Origin of the sequence: Streptosporangium carneum (genome assembly GCF_027922005.1) — a bacterium.
In the GTDB taxonomy this organism is placed as follows: Bacteria; Actinomycetota; Actinomycetes; order Streptosporangiales; family Streptosporangiaceae; genus Streptosporangium; species Streptosporangium carneum.
Genome location: NZ_BSEV01000008.1, coordinates 82288 through 102341, shown reverse-complemented (window position 1 = coordinate 102341; position 20054 = coordinate 82288). Strand labels below are relative to the sequence as shown.

Sequence of the window (20054 nt, the reverse complement as noted above, 5' to 3'; positions counted from 1 at the left end):
TTGGGGGACGTCTACCCGATCGCGTGACCTACGACGCTGTCTTGCCGTGCCGGTGGGGGACCACGACGATCTGGTGGTCGTCTTCGTAGACGATCCTTCCTGGGTCTGAGGAGCGCACCGCTTCGTGGCCGACGCCGTGGGCGGTGAGGATCTCCAGGTAGCCCGCGACGCGTTCGACGAGCGGGTGCGCCGACGTTTTGAACCAGGCGGCGGCGCCCGGGTTCAGGTCGTGGTCGTAGACCGTGGGGTCGACGTCCGAGGGGTTGGTGAAGTTCGCGTCGTACCAGGCGTTGTTCGCCTGCCTGAAACGCTCCTGCTCCGCCGTCAGCTTCCCTGCGGCTGCCAGGACGTTGACCAGGCCGAACACGCCGGGGAAGCGTCCGCGCCGATCGAGGTCGGTGCCCTGGAACCTGACATAGAGCGCTCCGTCCGCCACGTGCTCCTCCGATCGATCTGACTTCCCGGCGAGGTGAATGCCAGGGCATGCGCATGGTGGCAGTTCGGTGGGGTGCCCATGTGTAACCGGCTGGATAGACGAGTCTCACCCCGCGAGCCCGCTCAGGCGCTTGACCTACCCCGTGGGCTTCTGGCGCCGGCCGACCTCCTCGGGCACAGCGGGGCCGCCTTGCCGGAGCATTGACATCTGATATATTAGAGTTTACGTTGCACATGCAAGGAGAGGGGCAGGCAATGGGTCAGAGTCGAGTTGTCGTCATCGGCGGCGGTAACGCCGGCTTGTGTAGCGCGTTGGCCGCCCTCGAAGGCGGGGCCGAGGTGACACTGCTCGAAGCCGCCCCGGAGCCCGAGCGTGGCGGGAACTCCGGATTCACCGCAGGGGCCATGCGTTTCGCCTACGACGGCAGGGAGGACATCGTCCAGCTCGTCCCCGACCTGTCGGAAGAGCAGCTCGCGAAGACCGACTTCGGCAGTTACTCGCAGGAGCAGTTCTTCGACGACATGGCCCGGGTCACGCAGTACCGCTGCGACCCCGACCTGGTCGATCTGCTCGTGACGCGCAGCTTCGACACGTTGAAGTGGATGCGCGACAAGGGAGTGCGGTTCCTGCCGATCTACGGCCGTCAGGCGTTCCAGGTGGACGGGAAGTTCACCTTCTGGGGAGGCCTGACGCTGGAGGCCAACGGAGGCGGCCCCGGGCTCGTCGACTCGTTGTTCGCCGCGTTCGAGTCGGCGGGCGGCAAGGTGTTCTACGGCCACCGCGCCATCGGCCTCACCGAGGACGGCGGCAAGGTGAGCGGCGTCGTGGTCCGGGCCGGCGGGGAGATCCGGACGATCTCCGCTGACGCCGTCGTGCTGGCCTGCGGCGGATTCCAGGCCAACGCGGAGTGGCGCACCCGCTACCTGGGGCCGGGGTGGGAGTTCGCCAAGGTCCGCGGCACCCAGTTCGACGTGGGCGACGGACATCGCATGGCGATGGACATCGGCGCCATGTCGTGGGGCAACTGGTCGGGCTGCCACGCGGTGGGCTGGGACAGCAACGCGCCCGCGTTCGGTGACCGCCTGGTCGGTGACGGGTTCCAGAAGCACAGCTATCCCTTCGGGATCATCGTCAACAGCCGCGGCGAGCGGTTCGTCGACGAAGGCGCGGATTTCCGGAACTACACCTACGCGAAGTACGGCCAGGAGGTCCTGAAGCAGCCGGGGCAGATCGCCTGGCAGGTTTTCGACAGCAAGGTGAGCCACCTGCTGCGCGACGAGTACCGGATCCGGCAGGTCACGAAGATCGTGGCGCCGACCCTGGAGGAACTCGTCCGGCGGATGGACGGCATCAACGCGGAGCAGTTCCTGCGGACGGTCGGCGACTACAACGCGGCGGTCGACCAGTCGGTCCCGTTCAACCCCAACGTCAAGGACGGGCGGGGCACCTCCGGGCTGGCGGTGCCGAAGTCGAACTGGGCCAACACCCTCGATTCGCCACCGTACGAGGCCTACGCGGTGACGTGCGGAATCACGTTCACCTTCGGCGGTCTGAAGATCGACACGTCGGCGCGCGTGATCGACGTCACCGGAGAGCCCATTCCCGGGCTGTACGCGTGCGGGGAGATCGTCGGCGGGATCTTCTACTTCAACTACCCGGGGGGCAGCGGGCTCACAGCGGGCTCGGTGTTCGGGCGGATCGCAGGGTCGGCGGCCTCGGGCGCGCTCGACCGCTCCGCCGCGTCGTCGGTGAGCGCGTGAGGTGGCTGTGCCTGGCGGAGTAATCGTTACCGGTGCGGGTGGAGGCATCGGAGCCGCGGTGGCCGAGTGCGTCGCCGCCGCGGGCTACGGCGTCGTCGTCAGCGATCTGGGGGTGTCCGTCGACGGCCGCGACCCGGACCGGCAGGTGGCGGAGTCCGTGGTCGAGGCGATCCGGGCCCGAGGCGGCCGCGCCGTGGCCCACCAGCACGACGTCGTCTCGTTCGACGCGGCGGCAGACCTGGTCCGGCGCGCGGTCGAGGAGTTCGGTTCGCTCGCCGGCCTTGTCACCTGCCACGGCATCCTGCGCGAGCGCATGATCTTCAACATGACGGAGGACGAGTGGGACTCGGTCGTCGCCGTGCATCTCAAGGGCACGTTCAACTGCGTGCGCTTCGCCACGGAGCAGATGCGCCGCCAGCGCGGCGGAAGCATCGTGGTGCTGAGCTCGGCGGCGGGCCTGGAGGGCAGCCCGGCACAGGCCAACTACGCGGCGGCCAAGGCGGGCATCGTGGGCCTCGCCCAGAGCACGGCGCTGGCGATGGGACGCTACGGCGTCAACGTCAACTGCGTCGTCCCCTCCGCGGCGACGCGCATGACCTCGCGGCTCACCGATCAGATGCAGGCCAGCAGGCCCGACGCCGAGCGACAGGGCCCCGAACTGGTCGCCGAGCTCATACGCGCGCTGCTCGACCCGGCCAACCGCCACATCACCGGGCAGACCTTCACAGCGGCCGGCCGCAGGCTCGCCCGGTGGGAGCCTCCTCAGGAACACGAGAGCGTGCGCCTCGCCGACGAGTTCACATACTCCGACGTGACCGACGCGGTCCGGCAGCGGCTCGGAGCCACGCCGCTTCGCCGGTTCGCGGCGCTCGGGCTGCCGACGCCGGCCGCGTCCGACCACCAGACCACGGACATCCTCGGGGTGGGAGACGGAACATGAACGCTCGGCCGACAGCGAGCTCCCCGCACGATCCGCACGATCCAGCCGCCATCCGGGACGGGCTCGCGTGCTCCGCCACGCGCGCCGAGGAGGTGGCGCGGTGAGCGGGCGCAGCGTGCCGCTGGAGATCGGCACCGCCATAGGAGCGGCGGACGAGCACCACGTGCAGGTGCGCGGACTGGATCTCGTCGACGACCTGATCGGCGAGCTGACCTACACCGAGGTCACGCTGCTCGCGGTGACCGGCCGCAGGCCGACCCCCGCCGAGGCCAAGGTGGTCGACGCGGTGCTGGTGAGCCTGCTCGACCACGGGCTGACGCCCAGCGCGCTCGCCGCGCGACTGACGTTCTGGGTGGCTCCGGAGGCGATCCAGGGCGCCGTCGCGGCCGGTCTGCTCGGCGCGGGAAGCGTGCTGCTCGGTTCGATGGAGGGCTGTGGGCGCCTGCTCACGGACATCGCCGGCGATGTCGCCGCCGGTGCCGTGGCCCGCGACGCGGTGGACACGCGGCTGCGCGCCATCGTGGACGCGGGCGAGCGGATCCCCGGCCTCGGCCACAGCCTGCACCGCGACGGTGACCCGCGCGCCAGGAGGCTGCTCGGCGTCGCGCGCGACCAGAAGGTCGCAGCGCAGCACGTCGAGTACCTCGAGCTCGTCGTCGAGCGGGCCGCCGCGCTCACCGGCAAGGCACTCCCGCTCAACGCGACGGGCGCCGCCGCCGCGCTGTTGCTCGAGGTGGGTGTGCCCTGGCGGCTGCACCGCGGTTTCGCCCTGATGAGCCGTACGGCCGGCCTGGTCGCGCACGTCGGTGAGGAGCTCGAATCGCCCATCACCCCCGCGGTGCGCGCCGCGCTGCGGGCCGCGAGCCGCATCGAACCGGAGGTGTGAGCGGTGTCGGAGGTCGTGGAGCCGCAGCCGGAACCGGGCTGGGAGATCTTCGTCTGCGACGAGTGGCGGGCGCGGGTGCTACAGGAGATCACAGGCCTGAACGGCCCGCCGTACGCCGACGGTCACGCGCCCTGCCCCGCGTTGCTGCCCCCGACGTTCCTGGTGGCCCATCGGACCGACCCGGCGGCCATGGGCGTCCCGGACGCACCGGTCCGGCTCAACGCCGGCAACTGGTGCCGGTGGGAGGCGCCCGTGATGCCGGGTGAGATCCTGGAGCGGCGCACGGTGATCGAGTCGGTCACCACGAAGCCGGGTCGAGACAGCGACCTGACGTTCTACCGGCTCGCGACGACGTACCGGCGCCGCATGACGCGCGACGTGGTGGCGCGCACGTCCACGACGACGATCCGCACGGGCGCCCGGCAGGGTCGCGGCGGTTCCGGGCATCACACGGAGCCGCCCGCCGACGCCGTGCCGGTCATCGAGGTCGTCCCGAGCAGTCGCGAGGTCGTGCGGTACGCCGCGGCCACCGACGACTTCTACGAAGTGCACTACGACCACGCGTTCGCGCAGGCGAGGGGTCTGCCGGGGACGATCACCCACGGCCTGCTCAAGCTCGCCTACCTGGCGCGTGCCGCCGTGCAGTGGGGCGGCCGCGGGACGTTCGTGCGGGAGCTGAGCGCCTCCTACCGGGGGATGGACCGGGTCGGTGCGCCCTTCCGCGTGCTCGCCCGGCCGGACGACGACGCCGGGGACGGGTCCTCGCGTCGTCTCACGCTGTACGGCGTCTCCGCTGACGGCGTGGTCAGCACCGTCGGCCGTGCGGTGATCGAGAGAAGCGAAGGAGAGGACGGACAGTGGCTGAGCTGACGGTGCAGACGGTACGCGGACCGGTCGCGGTGTCCGAACTCGGACGCGTGCTGCCGCACGAGCATGTGGCGTGCGACCTGTTCCGAGTGACACGACAGATGGGTCTCGCCGCGTTGAACGACCCGGACGAGGCGGTCCGGGACCTGAAGGTCTTCAAGGAGCTCGGCGGCGGCTCCCTCGTGGAGGCCACCAGCGGCGGGCTCGGCCGTAAGCCCGGCGTGCTCCGGTCGGTGTCCGAACGCGCCGACGTGCACATCGTCATGGGCTGCGGGTGGTACCGGGAGCCCTATTACGAAGAGGACATGAACAAGGTGAGCACGGCCGAGCTGACCGATCGCCTGCTGATCGACTACTTCGAGGGCGAGGACGGCGTGCGGCCGGGAGTGATCGGCGAGATCGGCGCCGACCGCGAGTGGGTGTCCGGGGTCGAGGAGCGGGTGCTGCGCGCCGCCGCCCGCGTCCAGAAGGAGACCGGTCTCGGGCTGATCCTGCACGCGGTCAAGAGCGAGGTCGGCGCCTGGCAGCTCGACGTGCTCGAGGACGAGGGCTGCGACCTGAGCCGGGTCGCGGTCGGCCACTGCGACACGTATCCGGACGTCGACTACCACGAGCGGCTGGCTGAGCGCGGCGCGATGGTGATGTACGACGGCAACGGCCCGGGTGACCCGCTGCTCCAGGAGCAGCGGATCGCGAACGCGGTCGAGCTGATCCGCCGCGGATGGGCCAAGAGCCTGCTGCTGTCCCACGACGTCTGCGTGCTGGGGATGCGCGAGCGCCGCGGTGGGCCGGGCTACTCGTACGTGCTGCGGCAGGTCGGCCCCGACCTGATCGCGGCCGGGGTTCCCGAGGATGTCGTGGAGACGATCTTCCGCGAGAACCCGCTGCAACTGCTCGCCGGGCACCGCCCGGGCGACAACTGAGGAACGCCTTTTCTCCCGGCCCGAACGTGCGAGGGACGACCGCTGCCGGATGCATTGGTGTCTGTTCTGTCAAGTTCCAAGAAAGTGTGAGGATGCCATGAACGACAGGACCGGTCGGACAATCAATCGACGCCGCATGCTCGCCGGGGCGGCGGGGGCCGGTATCGTCGCGTTCGCCCCGTCGGCCGCGTTCGCGGCGGGGGAGCGGGCGCGCGGCCCGAAGCGGGGCGGGCGCGAGACCGTGTTGCCCGCGCAGACGTCGTGGGACCCGGTGCCCGCGATGACCGGCAGGAAGCAGGTGCAGATCCCCGACGTGCGGCTGGCGGTCTGGGACACCGGCGACGGAGGCAGGGGCCCGGGCAGGGGCCAGACCGTGGTGCTCATGCACCCGCACACCGGGAACGGCGGCTCGTGGGGCTACCAGCAGGCCGCGTTCGCCGCCGCGGGCTACCGGGTGATCAGCTACTCACGGCGGGGATACCACGGGTCGGAGGCCGGGCCTGCGGAGCGGCCCGGCACGATGGTCGGAGACCTGACGGCCCTGATGGACGCGCTCGGCGTCGGAAAGTTCCACCTGGTCGGCCTGGCCGCGGGCGCGTTCGCGGCGTTCGACGCCGGCCTGTCGGTCCCGGACCGGCTGCTGAGCTCCACGGTGGGCGCGACGCTGGGGGGGATCCAGGAGCCGTCGTGGAACGAGGGCACCACGGCGATCCTGCCGGAGGGCTGGTTCGCGCTGCCCGAGACGTTCCGCGAGCTCGGCCCGTCCTACCGGGCCGCGAGGCCGCAGGCGATGACGACGTGGATCGAGCACACGAAGCTGCCGGTCACGACCGTGCAGCAGCCCCCGCAGAACAAGCTGCTGTGGCCGGCGATCGAGTCGATCAGGACGCCGACGCTCCTGCTCACCGGCGACTGCGACCTGTACCTCCCGCCGACGCGCCTGCGTGAGATGGCGAGCCACGTCCGGAACGCCGAGGTGGCGATCTTCAGCGAGGCGGGGCACGCCCCGCACTGGGAGTCCTACCGCGAGTTCAACGAGACCGTGCTGTCGTTCCTCGGCAAGCACCGGCGGTAGGCCATGGAAGCGGCAGGCACCGGGGCCGAAGAGCCCGTGGATCTGAGAATCGCGGGTCACGTCGCGACCGTGACGCTCGACCGGCCCGACGTGCTCAACGCGGTCAGCACGCCGATGTACCGGTGCCTGCTCGCGACCTTCGCGAAGATCGAGGATGAGGCGGACGTCCGGTGCGTCGTGGTGCGCGGGCGGGGCAGAGCCTTCAGCGTCGGCGCGGATCGGACCGAACGCGCCACGATGACGGTCGACGACCTGCGGCGCAGGCGCAGGCTCGTGCCCCGGGTGTTCTCGGCGATGTACCACTGCTCGCGCCCCGTGATCGCACAGGTGCAGGGCTACGCACTGGGCGGCGGTCTCGAGCTGGCGCTCAGCTGCGACCTCGTGGTCGCCGCCGAGGACGCCGTCATGGGGCTCGTCGAGACGACCCTCGGCAGCATGCCGGCGGGCGGCGGCACGCAGCTGCTCCCGCGGCTCGTGGGCATCCCCAGGGCGAAGGAGCTGATCTTCACCGGCCGTCGGTTCACCGGCGCCGAGGCCCGGCAGTGGGGGCTGGTGAACCACGCGGTGCCCGCCGCCGACCTCGAGGCCACGGTGGACGCGCTCGCCGCCGAGATCAGCGCGGCGGCACCGCTGGCGGTCGCGCAGGCCAAGCGCGCCATCGACCTGTCCAGCCAGCTGGAGATCGACAGCGGGGTCGAACTGGAGGCCGAGCTGTACGAGCGGCTCCTCACGAGCACGGACCGGCTCGAAGGGCTGGCCGCGGCGCGCGAGGGCCGACCGGCGCGCTTCCGCGGCCGGTGACGAGGCCGGTGACGAGGCCGGTGACGAGGTCAATGACAGGCCGGTGACGAGGCCGGTGACGAAAGGAATGCACGGTGATCGAAAGGTTGGGATGCGCTATCGGCGGGCTGGCCAACCCGGAACACCCGGGGGACGTCGCCGCGATGGTGCGGACGATCGAGGATGCGGGCTACGAGTCGGCGTGGTCCTATGAGGCGTTCGGCGCCGACTGCTTCACGCCGCTGGCCTGGTGGGGCTCGCATACGCGCACGATGCGGCTCGGCACCGACATCGCCCAGATGGCGGCGCGCCCCCCGACGGGGATGGCGATGGCCGCGATGAGCCTCGACCAGCTGTCCGAAGGGCGGGCCGTGATCGGGCTTGGGCTCTCCGGCCCGCAGGTCGTCGAAGGGTGGTACGGGATGCCCTTCGAACGCCCGCTGGGCTGGACCCGGGAGTACGTCGCGATCATGCGCGCGGCCATCGCCGGGGAGCGCGTCGCGTACGAGGGCAAGACGTACCGGCTTCCGGCGGAGGGAGGATCGGGGCTGGGCCGCCCGATCCGCTCCACGCTGCGTGGCGGCCGTACCGACATCCCGATCTACCTGGGCGCGGAGGGGCCGAAGAACGTCTCGCTGACGGCCGAGATCGCCGACGGCTGGCTGCCGACGAACTTCTCGCCCAGCGCGGACGACTGGTACCGGGAGCGGCTGGAGCTGGGCTTCGCCCGCCGGCCCGGCGGCCGGCCGGAGAACTTCGAGATCGCACCCGCGGTGTCGGTGGCGTTCGGCCCGGACCTTGAGTCCGCCGCTGACCGGATCCGCCCGTTCATCGCCTACCAGATCGGGGCGAACGGGGCGGCGAACATGAACTTCCACCTCAACGCCGTCGCGCGGCTCGGGTTCGAGGAGCCCTGCCGTGAGATCCAGGCCAAGTTCCTCGAACGGGACCGCGAAGGCATGGTGGCCGCGGTGCCGACCGAGATGGTCGAGGCGGTCGCGCTGGTCGGGCCGCCGGAGAAGATCCGGGCTGACCTGGAGACGAAGTGGAACAGGTGCGTCGCGACGAGCCTGATCGCCCGGGCGGGCTTCGACGACCTGCTCCAGCTGGCCGAGGTGTTCCGCACAACCACGGGCGCCGCGCAACGGCAGCCCGCCTGATTCGTACGACCGGTTTGGTCGGTGAGGAGTTCGCAAATGGTGATTAGGTACGAGCACTGGATCAACGGCAAGCCGGAGCCGTCGGCGAGTGGAGAGTGGCTCACGTCGACCAGGCCCGGTACGGACGAGGTCGTGTGCGAGATCCCGTTGGGCACCCGGGAGGACGCCGACCGGGCGGTGGCCGCTGCGAACGCCGCCTTCGCCGGGTGGGCGGCGGAGAAACCGATCCGCCGCGGCCGGGTCCTGATGGGCATCGCGGCGGGGTTGCGGCGCGAGCGGCAGCGGCTCGCCGAGCTGGAGGCCGCCGAGACCGGCAAGCCGCTGCGGCAGGCGGACGTCGAGATCAGAGGCGCGGCGGCGTTCTTCGAGTTCTACGCGGGCCTGGTCAACGTGCCGGCGGGGGAGATCCTCGATCTCGGCGACGGCTACCACGGATACACGCGGCACGAGCCGTTCGGCGTGGTCGGGGTCATCACCCCGTGGAACGTCCCGCTCAACCAGGCGGCCAGGGCGGTGGCTCCGGCGCTGGCGGTCGGCAACGCCGTGGTCTGCAAGCCGTCGGAGTTCACGTCGTCGACCACGCTGGAGCTCGGGCGGATCGCCGCCGAGGCCGGGCTGCCGCCGGGGGTGCTCAATGTGGTGACCGGCCTGGGCGACGTCGTGGGCAGCGCGATCGTCGAGCACCCGCATGTCCGGAAGGTCGCGTTCACGGGTTCGGTGCGCGCAGGCCGCATAGTCGGCCGGGCCGCCGCTGAGAAGATCATCCCTGTCACGCTCGAGCTGGGCGGGAAGTCGCCGAACATCGTGTTCGCCGACGCCGACCTCGACGCCGCCGTCGCCGGCGCGACGAGGGCGTTCGTCGGGAACGCCGGGCAGGTCTGCTCGAACGGCACCCGTCTGCTGCTGGCCCGCGAGATCCACGACACGTTCGTGGCGCGACTGGTCGAACGGGTGCGGACGGTGAAACCGGGCGAGGACTACGGGTCGCAGACGACGAAGGACCAGTTCGAGAAGGTGTTGTCCTACTTCGACGTCGCGCGCCAGGAGGGCGCCACGCTGGCCACGGGCGGGCGGTCCACCGGCGACGGGTGGTTGATCGAACCGACGATCTACACCGGGGTGACGAACGAGATGCGGATCGCTCGCGAGGAGATCTTCGGCCCGGTCCTGGCGGTCATCCCGTTCGACGACGAGGACGACGCCGTCGCCAAGGCCAACGACTCCGACTACGGTCTCGCGGCGGGCCTCTGGACGGCGGACCTCGGCCGGGCTCACCGCGTCGCGGCCGCCCTGCAGGTGGGACAGGTCTACGTCAACGAGTGGACGGCCGGGCTGATCGAGGGCCCGTTCGGCGGCTACAAGAACAGCGGCCACGGCCGGGAGAAGGGTGTCGAGGCGCTGCGGCACTACACCCAGTCGAAGTTCGTGTCGGTCCGGATCGGAAAGAGCGCGAGTGGCGGGTAGGCACGGCCACCACTCGTGACACGCACGGTCGGCCGGGCCGACGACCCCCGGTGAACGAGGGCAGGCGGCGGGTCGTCGCGAACGAGGGATATCGGAGGGATATCGGGGGACCCGCCCGGCCTGACGCGGGCCTACGTCGAGGCCGGAGACGAGCGCTTTCGGGACCCGCGCGTCGACCGGGACGTCCCGCGCCGGCCCGCCGCCAACTGAGTGATCGACGGCGTGTCGCCGTCGGTCGTCGGCATCAGCGCCTCGACCTTCGCGGTCGAATGCGCCTTGTGGGCCTGCATCGCGTTGTACGCCGCCTGCGGGTCGCCGGCGGCGATCGCTTCGGCGACCGCGCGGTGTCCCGCGACGGATTCGGCGAGACTGCCGGGCTGGCTGAGGTTGCGGAAGCGCAGCAGACGCACGCGGCCGTCGAGAACGCCCAGCGCGTCGCGTAACCCGCCGCTCCCGGCCATCGTCAGCATCTCCTCGTGTCTTTCCTCGATCATGCGGACATACGTGGGGACATCCTCGGCCTCGGCCACCCGCTCCAGATCGGTCACCGACCGCAGCAGAGCGCTGCGCTGCTCCACGGTGCCGCGCACGGCGGCCCACGCGGCCATCATGGGTTCCAGCGCGCTCTTGATCTGGTAGACGTCGCTGATCTCCTGCGGGCTGATCTCCCGGACGAAGACGCCGACGCGCGGGGTGATGGTGACGAGACCCTCCACGCTCAACTGCTGCAGAGCGTCACGCACCGGTGTCCGGGACACGCCGAACCGCTCGGCGAGGTCGTCGGTCGAGATCCGCTCACCGGAGGCCATCGTGCCGTTGTAGATCAGCGCGCGGATCTCCTCGGCGACCACATCCTTGGCCGAGAGGATCCGGACCTGTGAATCCAACGATTTCACCTACTCCATTAGCGCTGATGTGCAGAACCCCCTGAAGTAATCGTAGCCGCACGACAGGGCCGGCCAATGGAGATCCGAGGACATCATCGAGCGGCGCTGGGATGCTGATCCTTGACATGTAGTACATCAGCGCTCACACTTGAGTTTGTGCGCACTTCCCTGAGACTCCGTGTTCTCTCGGCGAAGGACGTCGTCATCGAAGAGATCCGCGCGTTGATCCACAACGGCACGGTGACCTCCGGTGAGCGGATCTCGACCGACGACCTCGCCGAACGGTTCGGCGTGTCCCGGACACCGGTGCGTGACGCTCTGCAGCAGTTGAGCGTGGAGGGTCTCGTCACCATCACCCCGCGCGTCGGCGTCTTCGTCCGGGAGATCAGCCCGCAGGAGATCACCGACGTCTACCAGATCAAGACCGCCCTGGAACCCATGATGGCCGCGTGGGCCGCCGTACGCGGCACCCCGGAACAACGTGCCGCGTTTCGCGGGACCTTCGACGAGCTCGAACGGCTGGCTCACTCCAACGACGTCCAGGAATATGTGCGGGCGCTGGAAGAACGCCGCGAAGCCCTGCTCGCGATGGCCCGGAGCGACGGGTTGCGGGATTCGTTCGCGGTGCTCGACGGGCGCGTGCGCCTGCTGCGGTTCCGCAACCTCAGCCAGCCCGGCAGGCTCACCGAGTCCGCGGCTCAGCACCGTTCCATCGCGGAGGCAATCGAGGCCGGTGACCCCGAAGCCGCCTACATCGCCATGCGGGACCACATGCTGGACGCCACCGCACGGGTGCGCCTTCTCGTGGTGACGGCGCAGCCGAACGGCGACCCGGCGCCCACCGCCTACTCAAAGTTGTCGAAACGCACGGAAGGTGAGAGATGATCAACAAGGTCGTGGAGTCGGCGGCCGAGGCCGTCGCCGACATCGGAAGCGGCGCCATGATTGCTTTCGGCGGCTTTGTCGGCGTGCCCGGTGTCCCGAGCACGCTGATCAAGGCAATCGCCGAGCGCGGCCTGAGCGACCTGACGATCATCGCGTGCGAGTCAGGGCGCGGCCGCGCCGGCGCGCAGTCGTACGGGGCCGGCGGCGGCAACCAGCCGTACATCCCGGAGCCGGAGGACGGCGTCTACCCCGTCGGATACCTCGCCGAGCTCGGCCAGGTGCGCAAGGCGATCACCACCTTCTCCTCGCTCAACAACCCGAACTTCGACGGGCCGCTGGAGGCGGGCGTCCGGCGGGGCGACGTGGAGATCGAGCTGATCGGGCAGGGCAGCCTGTGCGAGCGGCTGCGCTGCGGGCGCGCGGGTCTCGGCGGCGTCTACACGCCGGTCGGCGTGGGCACGAAGATCGGTGAGGGCAAGGACGTCCGTTATTTCGACGGCGTGCCGCACCTTCTCGAGACGGCGCTCCGCCCCGATTTCGCCATCATCTCCGCATACCAGGCCGACCGGTTCGGCAACCTCATCTACCGGCACGGCGCCCGGACGACGAACCCCGTCGTGGCCGGCAGCGGCAAGGTGACGATCGTGGAGGTCGAGGAGGTCGTCGACTATCTGGACCCGCAGCACATCGTCACTCCCAGTCCGTACGTGGACCGGATCGTCCTGAGCGACAGGCGCCTCATGGTGAGGTGACCAGCGCTCCAGCGAGTTCCAGGACCGAGGCGGTCGGGCGGCCTCGGGTGAATCCATCCTCGGGAAAGGAGTTCGGGGGACACTGCGCCCGGACCCCCGGCCAGGCTATGACGCCAGCTCAACACCCCTCCGCGCCATCCCTGAGCAGGGTCGGAATCGCGCGACGCATCTCACAGGACTTCCGTGAGGGAGACGTCATCAACCTGGGCGTCGGCGTGCCCATGCTGTGCAGCCTCTTCATCGAGGACGAGGACGACATCTTCCTGCACAGCGAGCACGGCGTCCTCGGGCACGGCAGGACGGCCCGCACCCAGGACGAGGTCGACCCGTCGCTGGCCACGGCGGGCCGGCAGCCGATCATCCCCCGTCCCGGGATGGTCGTCATGGACCACGCGGAGTCCTTCGCCCTGATCCGGGGCGGCCACCTCGACGCGACGATCCTGGGAGCGTTCCAGGTGAGCGTGCAGGGCGACCTCGCCAACTTCTGGCTGCCCGGGGCGATAGCGGGCGCGATCGGCGGCGCCCAGGACCTCGCGTTCTGCGCCCGGCGGGTGGTCGTCGCCATGCAGCTGCTGCCGCGCCCGCGGCGGTTCGTCAACCGGCTCGACCTGGAGATGACCGCGCCGCGCTGCGTCGACCGGCTGGTCACCGACATCGGCGTGATCGACCTGGAGGACGGCAGGGCGATCGTACGCGAGCTCGTGCCCGGCTGGAGCCTCGAGGACGCCCAGCGGGTCACCGAGGTGGAGCTCGTGGCCGCGCCGGAGGGCATCGCCGAGGTGACGCTCAAGAGCGACAGGGATGACCTGTGGACCGCGGCGTAGCGGGCGGCCGGACCGTCGAGACCGTGCGCGGCCCGGTCCCGGTGTCGGAGCTGGGGCGGATCCTGCCGCACGAACACGTGGTCTGCGACCTCATCAAGGACCGGCCGCGGCCCGATCCCACCCTGGACGAGTCCGAGGACGCCGTGCCCGACCTCAAGGAGTTCAAGGCGGCGGGCGGCGGCACGATCATCGACTGCACGAACAACGGCCTGGGGAGGAACCCGGGTCTGCTGCGCTCGGTGTCGGAGCAGACCGGCGTGCACATCGTGATGGGCTGCGGCTGGTACCGCGAGTCCTTCTACGAGGAGGACATGAACAAGGTCAGCGTCGCTGAGCTGACCGAGGTCCTGCTCGAGGACATCAGGACCGGGGTGCACGGCATCCGGCCGGGTGTGATCGGGGAGATCGGGGCCGACCACGGCTACCTGTCCGCGGCCGAGGAGCGGGTGCTGCGCGCCGCGGCCAGGGCCCAGAAGGAGACCGGTCTCGGGCTCGTCCTGCACGCGGTCAAGAGCGACGTCGGGAGATGGCAGCTCGACGTGCTCGAGGAGGAGGGCTGCGACCTGCGGCGGGTCGCCGTGGCCCACTGCGACATGTATCCCTACCTCGACTACCACGAGCTGCTCGCGAAACGCGGCGCGCTGGTGAGCTACGACCGCAACGGCCCCCGCAACCCCCACCAGCAGGAACGGCGCATCCGCAACATGGTGGAGTTCATCCGCCGGGGCTGGGCGTCGCACCTGTTGATCTCCCATGACGTGTGCATTCCGGGGGATCGCGGCAGTGCGGGCGGACCCGGATACGCGTACGTGCTGAAGCAGGTCGTGCCCGATCTGCGGGAGGCCGGGGTTCCCGACGAGGTCGTCGAATCCATCATGGTGGACAACCCCGTGCGTCTTCTCGTCGGCTCCTGACCGCGCCGATCCATCCGATTCCCCATTCCACCCATGTCCCATCGACGTCAGGAGAAAGCGAGTGGCTGACAACGCCGAGGTGGTGCTGTGCCGGACCGACGGCCGGGTGCGCGTCATCACCCTCAACCGTCCCCGGGTCCGCAACGCGCTGAACAGCGAGCTGATGCGGCTCTTCCATCAGGCGGTGGACGACGCCGTCGCCGACCCGGATGTGGGCGCGATCGTCATCACCGGCAACGGCCCCGCGTTCTCGGCGGGCGCCGACCTCAAGGAGGCCGGCACGAGCCCCCGCCCTGACGACCTGTGGGGCCGGTACGCGCAGGCGGTCGACAACGACCGGATCTACGAGCGGTTGTCGCGGGTGCCGAAGCCGGTGATCGCCGCGGTCAACGGGTTCGCCGTGGGCGGCGGTTGCGCGCTCGCGGTGTCGTGCGACGTCGTCATCGCGGCCGACACGGCGCGCTTCAGCTATCCCGAGACCAACCACGGAATCGCCCCGGTCACGGTGGCGGTCGGCCTGAGCCGCGTGGTCGGGCGCCTCCAGGCCCTCGACCTGCTGCTGTCCGGCCGGTTCGTCGAGGCGGCCGAGGCCCACGCGATGGGCATGGTCACCCGGATCGTTCCCGCCGCCGACCTGATGACCGAGGCCGTCGGCTACGCGCAGGCCCTGGCGGAGAAGTCGCCGACCGCGATCCGCCTCACCAAGCGGATCTTCCGGGCCGTCCAGGAGCTCGATTACGACCACGCTTTCGAGTACGCCCGCGACGTCAGCCTGATGACCCGCGAGGCGATGTCCGGCGGCCTCGGGGCGACAGGGGCGCCGGCCGGCCCGGGGAACCGGGCGGTGGACACCGCGACGGAATGACCATTGCGTATGTGATATTTCAGGTGTAACATTCAGTACTACACTGCAAGCGGATCAGCCCAGCGCGGTGTCTACCACTCGGGGACGGGATCGCCGCCGTCTCGGCACGACCCGTATCAATAAATTCCTTGGACTTTCGGAATCGGGTCTGTGCCCGGGACATGGGAGCGAACGATGAAGATATGCGGGGTTCAGGCCCGTATGGTGGCCCCTGCCGCGCTCGTCGCGGTGTTGGCGGCCGCCGGCTGCGGTGGCAGCGGTGGCAGCGGTTCGGCGACGAACGAGCGGCCGACCATCCGATGGGGCGTGGCCACCGAGGGCATCACGTCGATGGACCCGGTCCGTGCCGTACAGCCGGTCGACCGCACTCTGTCGATGATGTTGTTCGACGGCCTCGTCCGTTATCAGCCGGGCAACGCGACGGCGCCGTTCGAGCCGGGGATCGCGAAGGAGATCCCACAGGCCGCGACGCAGGACGGCAAGCAGGTCTGGACGATCGCGCTCCGCACGGGCGTGAAGTGCCCCGCCGGCCAGAAGACCCCGGCGTACGACCTGACGTCCGACGACGTGGTGTTCTCGCTGAAGCGGGCGGCCGACCCCGACAAGTCGACGTTCGCCTCGGTGTTCACCGCCTATGACACGGTCGAGGCGGTGGACGCCGGCACCGTGAAGGTGACGATGAAGCAGCCGGTGTCGCCCGCCGCGTTCCTGCCGACGATCTCGAACTGGCAGGGCGGGCTCGTGGTGTGCAAGAAGGCGGTGGAAGCCGAAGGCGAGGACTTCGGCAAGCACCCGGTGGGGCCGGGGCCGTTCAAGTTCGAGAGCTGGACCCCGGGCCAGCGCATCAAGTTGCTGGCGAACGACGACTACTACCTGGGCAAGCCGCTGTCCGCCGGGTGGGACATCCGGTTCATGCCGGACGACACGGCCCGGCAGGCCGCCCTGTTCGGCGGCGACCTCGACGTCGCGCCGCCCACCGCGACCGGCGACAAGGGCCTCGAGGTCATCGACTCCCGGAAGGGGTTCAAGGTCGTCCAGGCTCCGCTCTTCGGCACCTGGTACCTGTTGTTCAACGCGAAGGTCGGCCCGACCGCGAAGCCGGAGGTGCGCAAGGCGCTGGCGTACGCGGTGAACCGCGCCGACTACGTGGCCTCGGCCGGGCAGCGGACCGCGAAGCCGACGCTCAGCGTGTGGGGGGCCCAGTTGCCGGGCGGAATCCCCGACTCGCACGTGCAGCAGGCCGGCCTGGCGTACGACTTCGACGTGGCGAAGGCGCGTCAGATGCTCGCGGCGGCGGGATATCCCAACGGCTTCGACGTCACCGTCACCGCGCCCAGCAACGTGACCTTCTTCCAGATCCTTCAGGCCCAGATGAAGGAGATCGGCGTCAACGTCAAGATCAAGACCGTGGACCTGCCCACCTGGCAGTCGGCGATCATGACCGGCCAGGAGCCGCTCATGCTCACCCTCATCTCTTACCGGCCCACACCGCAGATCCCGTACACGGACTTCTTCTACGGCCCCTCAGCCGTACGGGGCGGCAAGCACCCGGCGCAGAACTTCGGCGGATACGACGGGGCCGACGCCCTGATCGAGAAGGCGTCCCAGTCGTCCGACTCCGAGGAGCAGGCGCGGCTGTGGCAGGAGATCAACGACAAGATCCTCGAGGACGCCGCGGCGAAGCCGCTCTTCATGTCCTACCAGGCGTACGGCGCGGTCTGCGGGTTCACCATGGGCGGCGTCGAGCCGCCGACCGCGATCCCCGGCAACTGGCAGCCGAGTTACAAGGCCACCGTCGACGCCCGAGCGAACGACTGCTGATCCCGTGCTGTGCGGAAGAGAGGTGCTGTAGTGGCTGAGGTCGAGTTCCAGGTCGTGACCGATGGCGTCGGCGTCATCACGCTGAATCGGCCGGAGAAGCTCAACGCGTTCAACTTCGAGATGCACCGGCAGCTGGCGGCGGTGCTCACCGGCGACGAGCTGCAGGACTGCCGCGCGGTCGTGCTGCGGGCCGAGGGCCGGGCGTTCTGCGGCGGCACCGACCTCAGCGAGCTGGGCAACCAGCTGGGGCAGAGCCGGACGCCCTCGTTCGAGGTGTCCACCGGCAGCGAGATGTCGCACAACTTCCGGTACGCACGGCCCGTGATCATCGCGGCGGTGCAGGGCTACGCGCTGGGTCTCGGGACGCTGGTCGCGAACCTCACCGACCTCGTGATCGCGAGCGAGGACGCCGTGTTCGGGCACCCGGAGGTCACGCACGGCCTCGTCCAGGGCAACGGCATCCCGCGGCTGCGCGAGGTCGTCGGCACGCGGGCGGCGATGTCGCTGCTCGTCACCGGTCGGCGCGTGCCGGCGGACGAGGCCCTGCGGATCGGCCTCGCGAACGAGGTCGTGCCCGCTGAGCGGCTCGAGGAACGTGCCATGGAGGTGGCGCGGCAGATCGCGGCGAACCCGACCTACGCGGTGCACATGGCGAAGAGGTTCTTCTACGAGTCCGCCGAGATCCCCTACGGCGCCGCCGTCCAGGCGGGCTACCGGGTCATGCGCACCGCGCAGCTGGCGAGGCGGGAAAACGGGGCGAACTTCCAGTGGTGACCACGCCGCGGGTGGTGGCCGGGCCGGAAGGAGCATCAAGTGATCGATAAGCTCGCCTGCTCGATCTACACGCTGGGCGCCGACGCCGCCGAGGTCGCCGAGGCCGCGGGTTACGAGTCGGGGTGGACGTCGGAGTCGTACGGCACCGACTCCTTCACCCCCCTGGCCTGGTGGGGCGCCAAGACCCGGACGATGCGCCTCGGCACGGGCGTCGCGCAGATGGCGGCCCGCGCCCCGACCGCGACCGCGATGGCCGCCATGACGCTGGACCGGCTCTCCGGCGGGCGCGTGGTCGTCGGCCTGGGGTTGTCCGGCCCGCAGGTGGTCGAGGGGTGGTACGGGATGCCCTTCGAACGGCCGCTGCAGTGGACCCGCGAGTACGTCACGATCATGCGCGACACGTTCGCGCGGGAGCGGGTCGCCCACCAGGGCGAGATCTACAAGCTCCCGGTGACCGGCGGAACCGGGCTGGGGCGTTCGATCCGCACGGGCATCCGGGACGCCCGCACCGACATCCCCATCTACCTGGGCGCGGAGGGGCCGAAGAACATCTCGCTGGCCGCCGAGATCGCCGACGGCTGGCTGCCGACGAACTTCTCCCCGGAGTTCGACCACTGGTACCGGGAGCGCCTCGAGATCGGTTTCCGCCGCAGGCCCGGGGGGCGCCCCGAGAACTTCGAGGTGGCTCCCGGCGTGTTCGTCGCGTTCGGTCCGGACGTCGAGTCGGCCGCCGACCAGCTCAGGCCGGGCATCGCCTTCCAGGTCGCGGCCAACGGCGCAGAAGGCATGAACTTCCACTACAACTCCATCGTCCGGCTCGGCTTCGAGGAGCCGTGCAAGGAGATCATCGAGCGGTTCAAGGCCCGTGACCGCGAGGGCATGGCGGCCGCCGTGCCCACGGAGATGGTCGAGGCGATCGCGCTGGTCGGCCCACCCGAGAAAGTCCAGCGGGACCTCGAGACGCGGTGGCACGACTGCATCGCCACGACGCTCATCGCGCGGACCTCCGTGCAGAACCTTCCCGTGCTCGCCGACGTGTTCGCGGCATCGCGAGCCGCCTGCGGCGCACCTGTGGCCTCACGAGCGGAGAACGGCTGATGGCGCGTTACTTCCTGAAGCTGTCCGGGCGGCTGCTGCTGACCCTGGCGGTGGTCTCCACCGCCGTCTTCTTCCTGATCCGGCTCACCCCCGGCGGTCCCGCCGTGGCCATGCTGGGCCAGGACGCGTCCCCGGACGCGGTGGCGCGGCTCAACGAGAAGCTCGGGCTCACCGACCCGCTGCTCCTGCAGTACTGGAAGTTCCTGGCGCAGCTCGCCCAGGGCAGCCTCGGCGAGTCGCTCACCAACGGCCTGTCGGTGAGCGAGACGATCCTGGGCGTGCTCCCGCACACGCTCGAGCTCGCTGTGGCGGGGCTCGCCATCGGCATGCTCGGCGGGATCACCCTCGGCATCGTGGAAGCGGTGTGGAAGGACAGGTCGCCCGACGTCGTCGGGCGGGTCCTGTCGCTGGTCGGGCTGTCCTTCCCGAGCTTCTTCGTCGCCGTGCTGCTGATCCTGTTCATCGCGCTGCCGCTCGGTCTGCCGACCAACGGGGTCGCCCCCTTCACGGAGCCCGGCTCGAACCTGCAACGCGTCCTGTTGCCCGCGCTGGCCATGGGGATCGTGAGCACGGCCTACACCTCCCGGATCACCCGCTCGCTCATGGTCGAGATCATCGGGGAGAACCACGTCCGTACGGCGCGGGCGAAAGGGGTGCGGGAGGGCCGCGTCCTGGTGCGCCACGTGCTCCAGCCCGGCTCGCTTCCGCTCGTCCCGATCGCCGGCATCTCGTTCATCACCCTGGTGGGGGACGCGGTGCTCATCGAGACGGTGTTCGCCCGCCCGGGGCTGGGCAGCCTGATGGTCAGCGCCATGCAGGCACGTGACTACACGACCGTGCAGGGCTGCATCATCGTGATCACCACGGTGATCGTCCTCGTGAACGCGGCCGTCGACGCCCTCTACCACGTCCTCGACCCCCGAACCAAGACGGTGTGAGGTCC

At 70.1% G+C, this 20054-nt stretch carries 20 protein-coding genes; 18 read left to right on the top strand and 2 right to left on the bottom strand.

Annotation, left to right across the window (positions count from 1 at the left end):
- Positions 1-28: 28 nt before the first annotated feature.
- Positions 29-436, bottom strand: coding sequence for a hypothetical protein (locus PKF00_RS19100; protein WP_271218914.1), 408 nt, complete (start codon positions 434-436; stop codon positions 29-31).
- A gap of 233 nt (positions 437-669) precedes the next feature.
- Here PKF00_RS19100 and tcuA point away from each other — a divergent pair, with 233 nt between their 5' ends.
- The 9 genes from tcuA to PKF00_RS19055 all read left to right on the top strand — a co-directional run bounded on the left by tcuA (position 670) and on the right by PKF00_RS19055 (position 10291).
- On the top strand, positions 670-2196 hold the full coding sequence (gene tcuA / locus PKF00_RS19095) for an FAD-dependent tricarballylate dehydrogenase TcuA (RefSeq protein ID WP_309298421.1): 1527 nt from the start codon (positions 670-672) through the stop codon (positions 2194-2196).
- Between the two features lies 1 nt (position 2197).
- Entirely contained in the window at positions 2198-3136 is a 939-nt protein-coding gene (locus PKF00_RS19090; RefSeq protein ID WP_309298416.1) for an SDR family NAD(P)-dependent oxidoreductase, read from the top strand.
- A gap of 100 nt (positions 3137-3236) precedes the next feature.
- On the top strand, positions 3237-4022 hold the full coding sequence (locus PKF00_RS19085; protein WP_271218911.1) for a citryl-CoA lyase: 786 nt from the start codon (positions 3237-3239) through the stop codon (positions 4020-4022).
- A 3-nt stretch (positions 4023-4025) separates the two neighbouring features.
- Entirely contained in the window at positions 4026-4892 is an 867-nt protein-coding gene (locus PKF00_RS19080) for a MaoC/PaaZ C-terminal domain-containing protein (protein ID WP_271218910.1), read from the top strand.
- A complete protein-coding gene (locus PKF00_RS19075) occupies positions 4880-5812 on the top strand; it encodes a phosphotriesterase family protein (protein ID WP_271218909.1) in 933 nt (310 codons plus the stop codon). The genes PKF00_RS19080 and PKF00_RS19075 overlap by 13 nt, the downstream gene beginning before the upstream one ends.
- Positions 5813-5909: 97 nt before the next feature.
- A complete protein-coding gene (locus PKF00_RS19070) occupies positions 5910-6887 on the top strand; it encodes an alpha/beta fold hydrolase (RefSeq protein WP_271218908.1) in 978 nt (325 codons plus the stop codon).
- 36 nt (positions 6888-6923) lie between these two features.
- The gene (locus tag PKF00_RS19065) at positions 6924-7688 is read left to right on the top strand and encodes an enoyl-CoA hydratase/isomerase family protein (RefSeq protein ID WP_271218907.1); all 765 of its coding nucleotides are present in this window, start codon (positions 6924-6926) and stop codon (positions 7686-7688) included.
- A 74-nt stretch (positions 7689-7762) separates the two neighbouring features.
- Positions 7763-8827 (top strand): LLM class F420-dependent oxidoreductase, encoded by a 1065-nt coding sequence (locus PKF00_RS19060; protein ID WP_271218906.1) that lies wholly within the window; start codon positions 7763-7765, stop codon positions 8825-8827.
- Between the two features lie 36 nt (positions 8828-8863).
- Complete coding sequence (locus PKF00_RS19055) at positions 8864-10291, top strand: aldehyde dehydrogenase family protein (RefSeq protein WP_271218905.1); 1428 nt, start codon at positions 8864-8866, stop codon at positions 10289-10291.
- A gap of 131 nt (positions 10292-10422) precedes the next feature.
- Here the strand turns inward: PKF00_RS19055 and PKF00_RS19050 are convergent, their stop codons facing one another.
- Positions 10423-11178, bottom strand: a complete 756-nt coding sequence (locus PKF00_RS19050; RefSeq protein WP_271218904.1) for a GntR family transcriptional regulator — start codon at positions 11176-11178, stop codon at positions 10423-10425.
- A gap of 156 nt (positions 11179-11334) precedes the next feature.
- Here PKF00_RS19050 and PKF00_RS19045 point away from each other — a divergent pair, with 156 nt between their 5' ends.
- The 9 genes from PKF00_RS19045 to PKF00_RS19005 all read left to right on the top strand — a co-directional run bounded on the left by PKF00_RS19045 (position 11335) and on the right by PKF00_RS19005 (position 20049).
- Positions 11335-12063 (top strand): GntR family transcriptional regulator, encoded by a 729-nt coding sequence (locus tag PKF00_RS19045; RefSeq protein WP_271218903.1) that lies wholly within the window; start codon positions 11335-11337, stop codon positions 12061-12063.
- Positions 12060-12815 (top strand): CoA transferase subunit A, encoded by a 756-nt coding sequence (locus tag PKF00_RS19040; protein ID WP_271218902.1) that lies wholly within the window; start codon positions 12060-12062, stop codon positions 12813-12815. The genes PKF00_RS19045 and PKF00_RS19040 overlap by 4 nt, the downstream gene beginning before the upstream one ends.
- Before the next feature lie 107 nt (positions 12816-12922).
- Positions 12923-13639 carry a CoA-transferase gene (locus PKF00_RS19035; protein ID WP_271218901.1) on the top strand — a complete coding sequence of 239 codons (717 nt, stop codon included), beginning with the start codon at positions 12923-12925 and terminating at the stop codon, positions 13637-13639.
- Positions 13624-14553, top strand: coding sequence for a phosphotriesterase family protein (locus PKF00_RS19030; protein ID WP_271218900.1), 930 nt, complete (start codon positions 13624-13626; stop codon positions 14551-14553). The genes PKF00_RS19035 and PKF00_RS19030 overlap by 16 nt, the downstream gene beginning before the upstream one ends.
- A gap of 61 nt (positions 14554-14614) precedes the next feature.
- Positions 14615-15418 carry an enoyl-CoA hydratase/isomerase family protein gene (locus PKF00_RS19025; protein WP_271218899.1) on the top strand — a complete coding sequence of 268 codons (804 nt, stop codon included), beginning with the start codon at positions 14615-14617 and terminating at the stop codon, positions 15416-15418.
- A gap of 201 nt (positions 15419-15619) precedes the next feature.
- Complete coding sequence (locus tag PKF00_RS19020) at positions 15620-17239, top strand: ABC transporter substrate-binding protein (protein ID WP_271218898.1); 1620 nt, start codon at positions 15620-15622, stop codon at positions 17237-17239.
- A 30-nt stretch (positions 17240-17269) separates the two neighbouring features.
- Positions 17270-18013, top strand: a complete 744-nt coding sequence (locus PKF00_RS19015) for an enoyl-CoA hydratase/isomerase family protein (RefSeq protein WP_271218897.1) — start codon at positions 17270-17272, stop codon at positions 18011-18013.
- A gap of 39 nt (positions 18014-18052) precedes the next feature.
- Positions 18053-19111: an LLM class F420-dependent oxidoreductase gene (locus PKF00_RS19010; RefSeq protein WP_271218896.1), complete on the top strand. Its 1059-nt coding sequence runs from the start codon at positions 18053-18055 to the stop codon at positions 19109-19111.
- Complete coding sequence (locus PKF00_RS19005; protein ID WP_271218895.1) at positions 19111-20049, top strand: ABC transporter permease; 939 nt, start codon at positions 19111-19113, stop codon at positions 20047-20049. Before PKF00_RS19010 ends, PKF00_RS19005 begins: the two co-directional genes overlap by 1 nt.
- Positions 20050-20054: the final 5 nt, after the last annotated feature.

Coding starts and splice junctions, on each gene's coding strand:
- PKF00_RS19040 (WP_271218902.1), top strand. CDS start 12,060: ATGATCAACAAGGTCGTGGAGTCGGCGGCCGAGGCCGTCGCCGACATC.
- PKF00_RS19070 (WP_271218908.1), top strand. CDS start 5,910: ATGAACGACAGGACCGGTCGGACAATCAATCGACGCCGCATGCTCGCC.
- PKF00_RS19055 (WP_271218905.1), top strand. CDS start 8,864: ATGGTGATTAGGTACGAGCACTGGATCAACGGCAAGCCGGAGCCGTCG.
- PKF00_RS19005 (WP_271218895.1), top strand. CDS start 19,111: ATGGCGCGTTACTTCCTGAAGCTGTCCGGGCGGCTGCTGCTGACCCTG.
- PKF00_RS19020 (WP_271218898.1), top strand. CDS start 15,620: ATGGTGGCCCCTGCCGCGCTCGTCGCGGTGTTGGCGGCCGCCGGCTGC.
- PKF00_RS19035 (WP_271218901.1), top strand. CDS start 12,923: ATGACGCCAGCTCAACACCCCTCCGCGCCATCCCTGAGCAGGGTCGGA.
- tcuA (WP_309298421.1), top strand. CDS start 670: ATGCAAGGAGAGGGGCAGGCAATGGGTCAGAGTCGAGTTGTCGTCATC.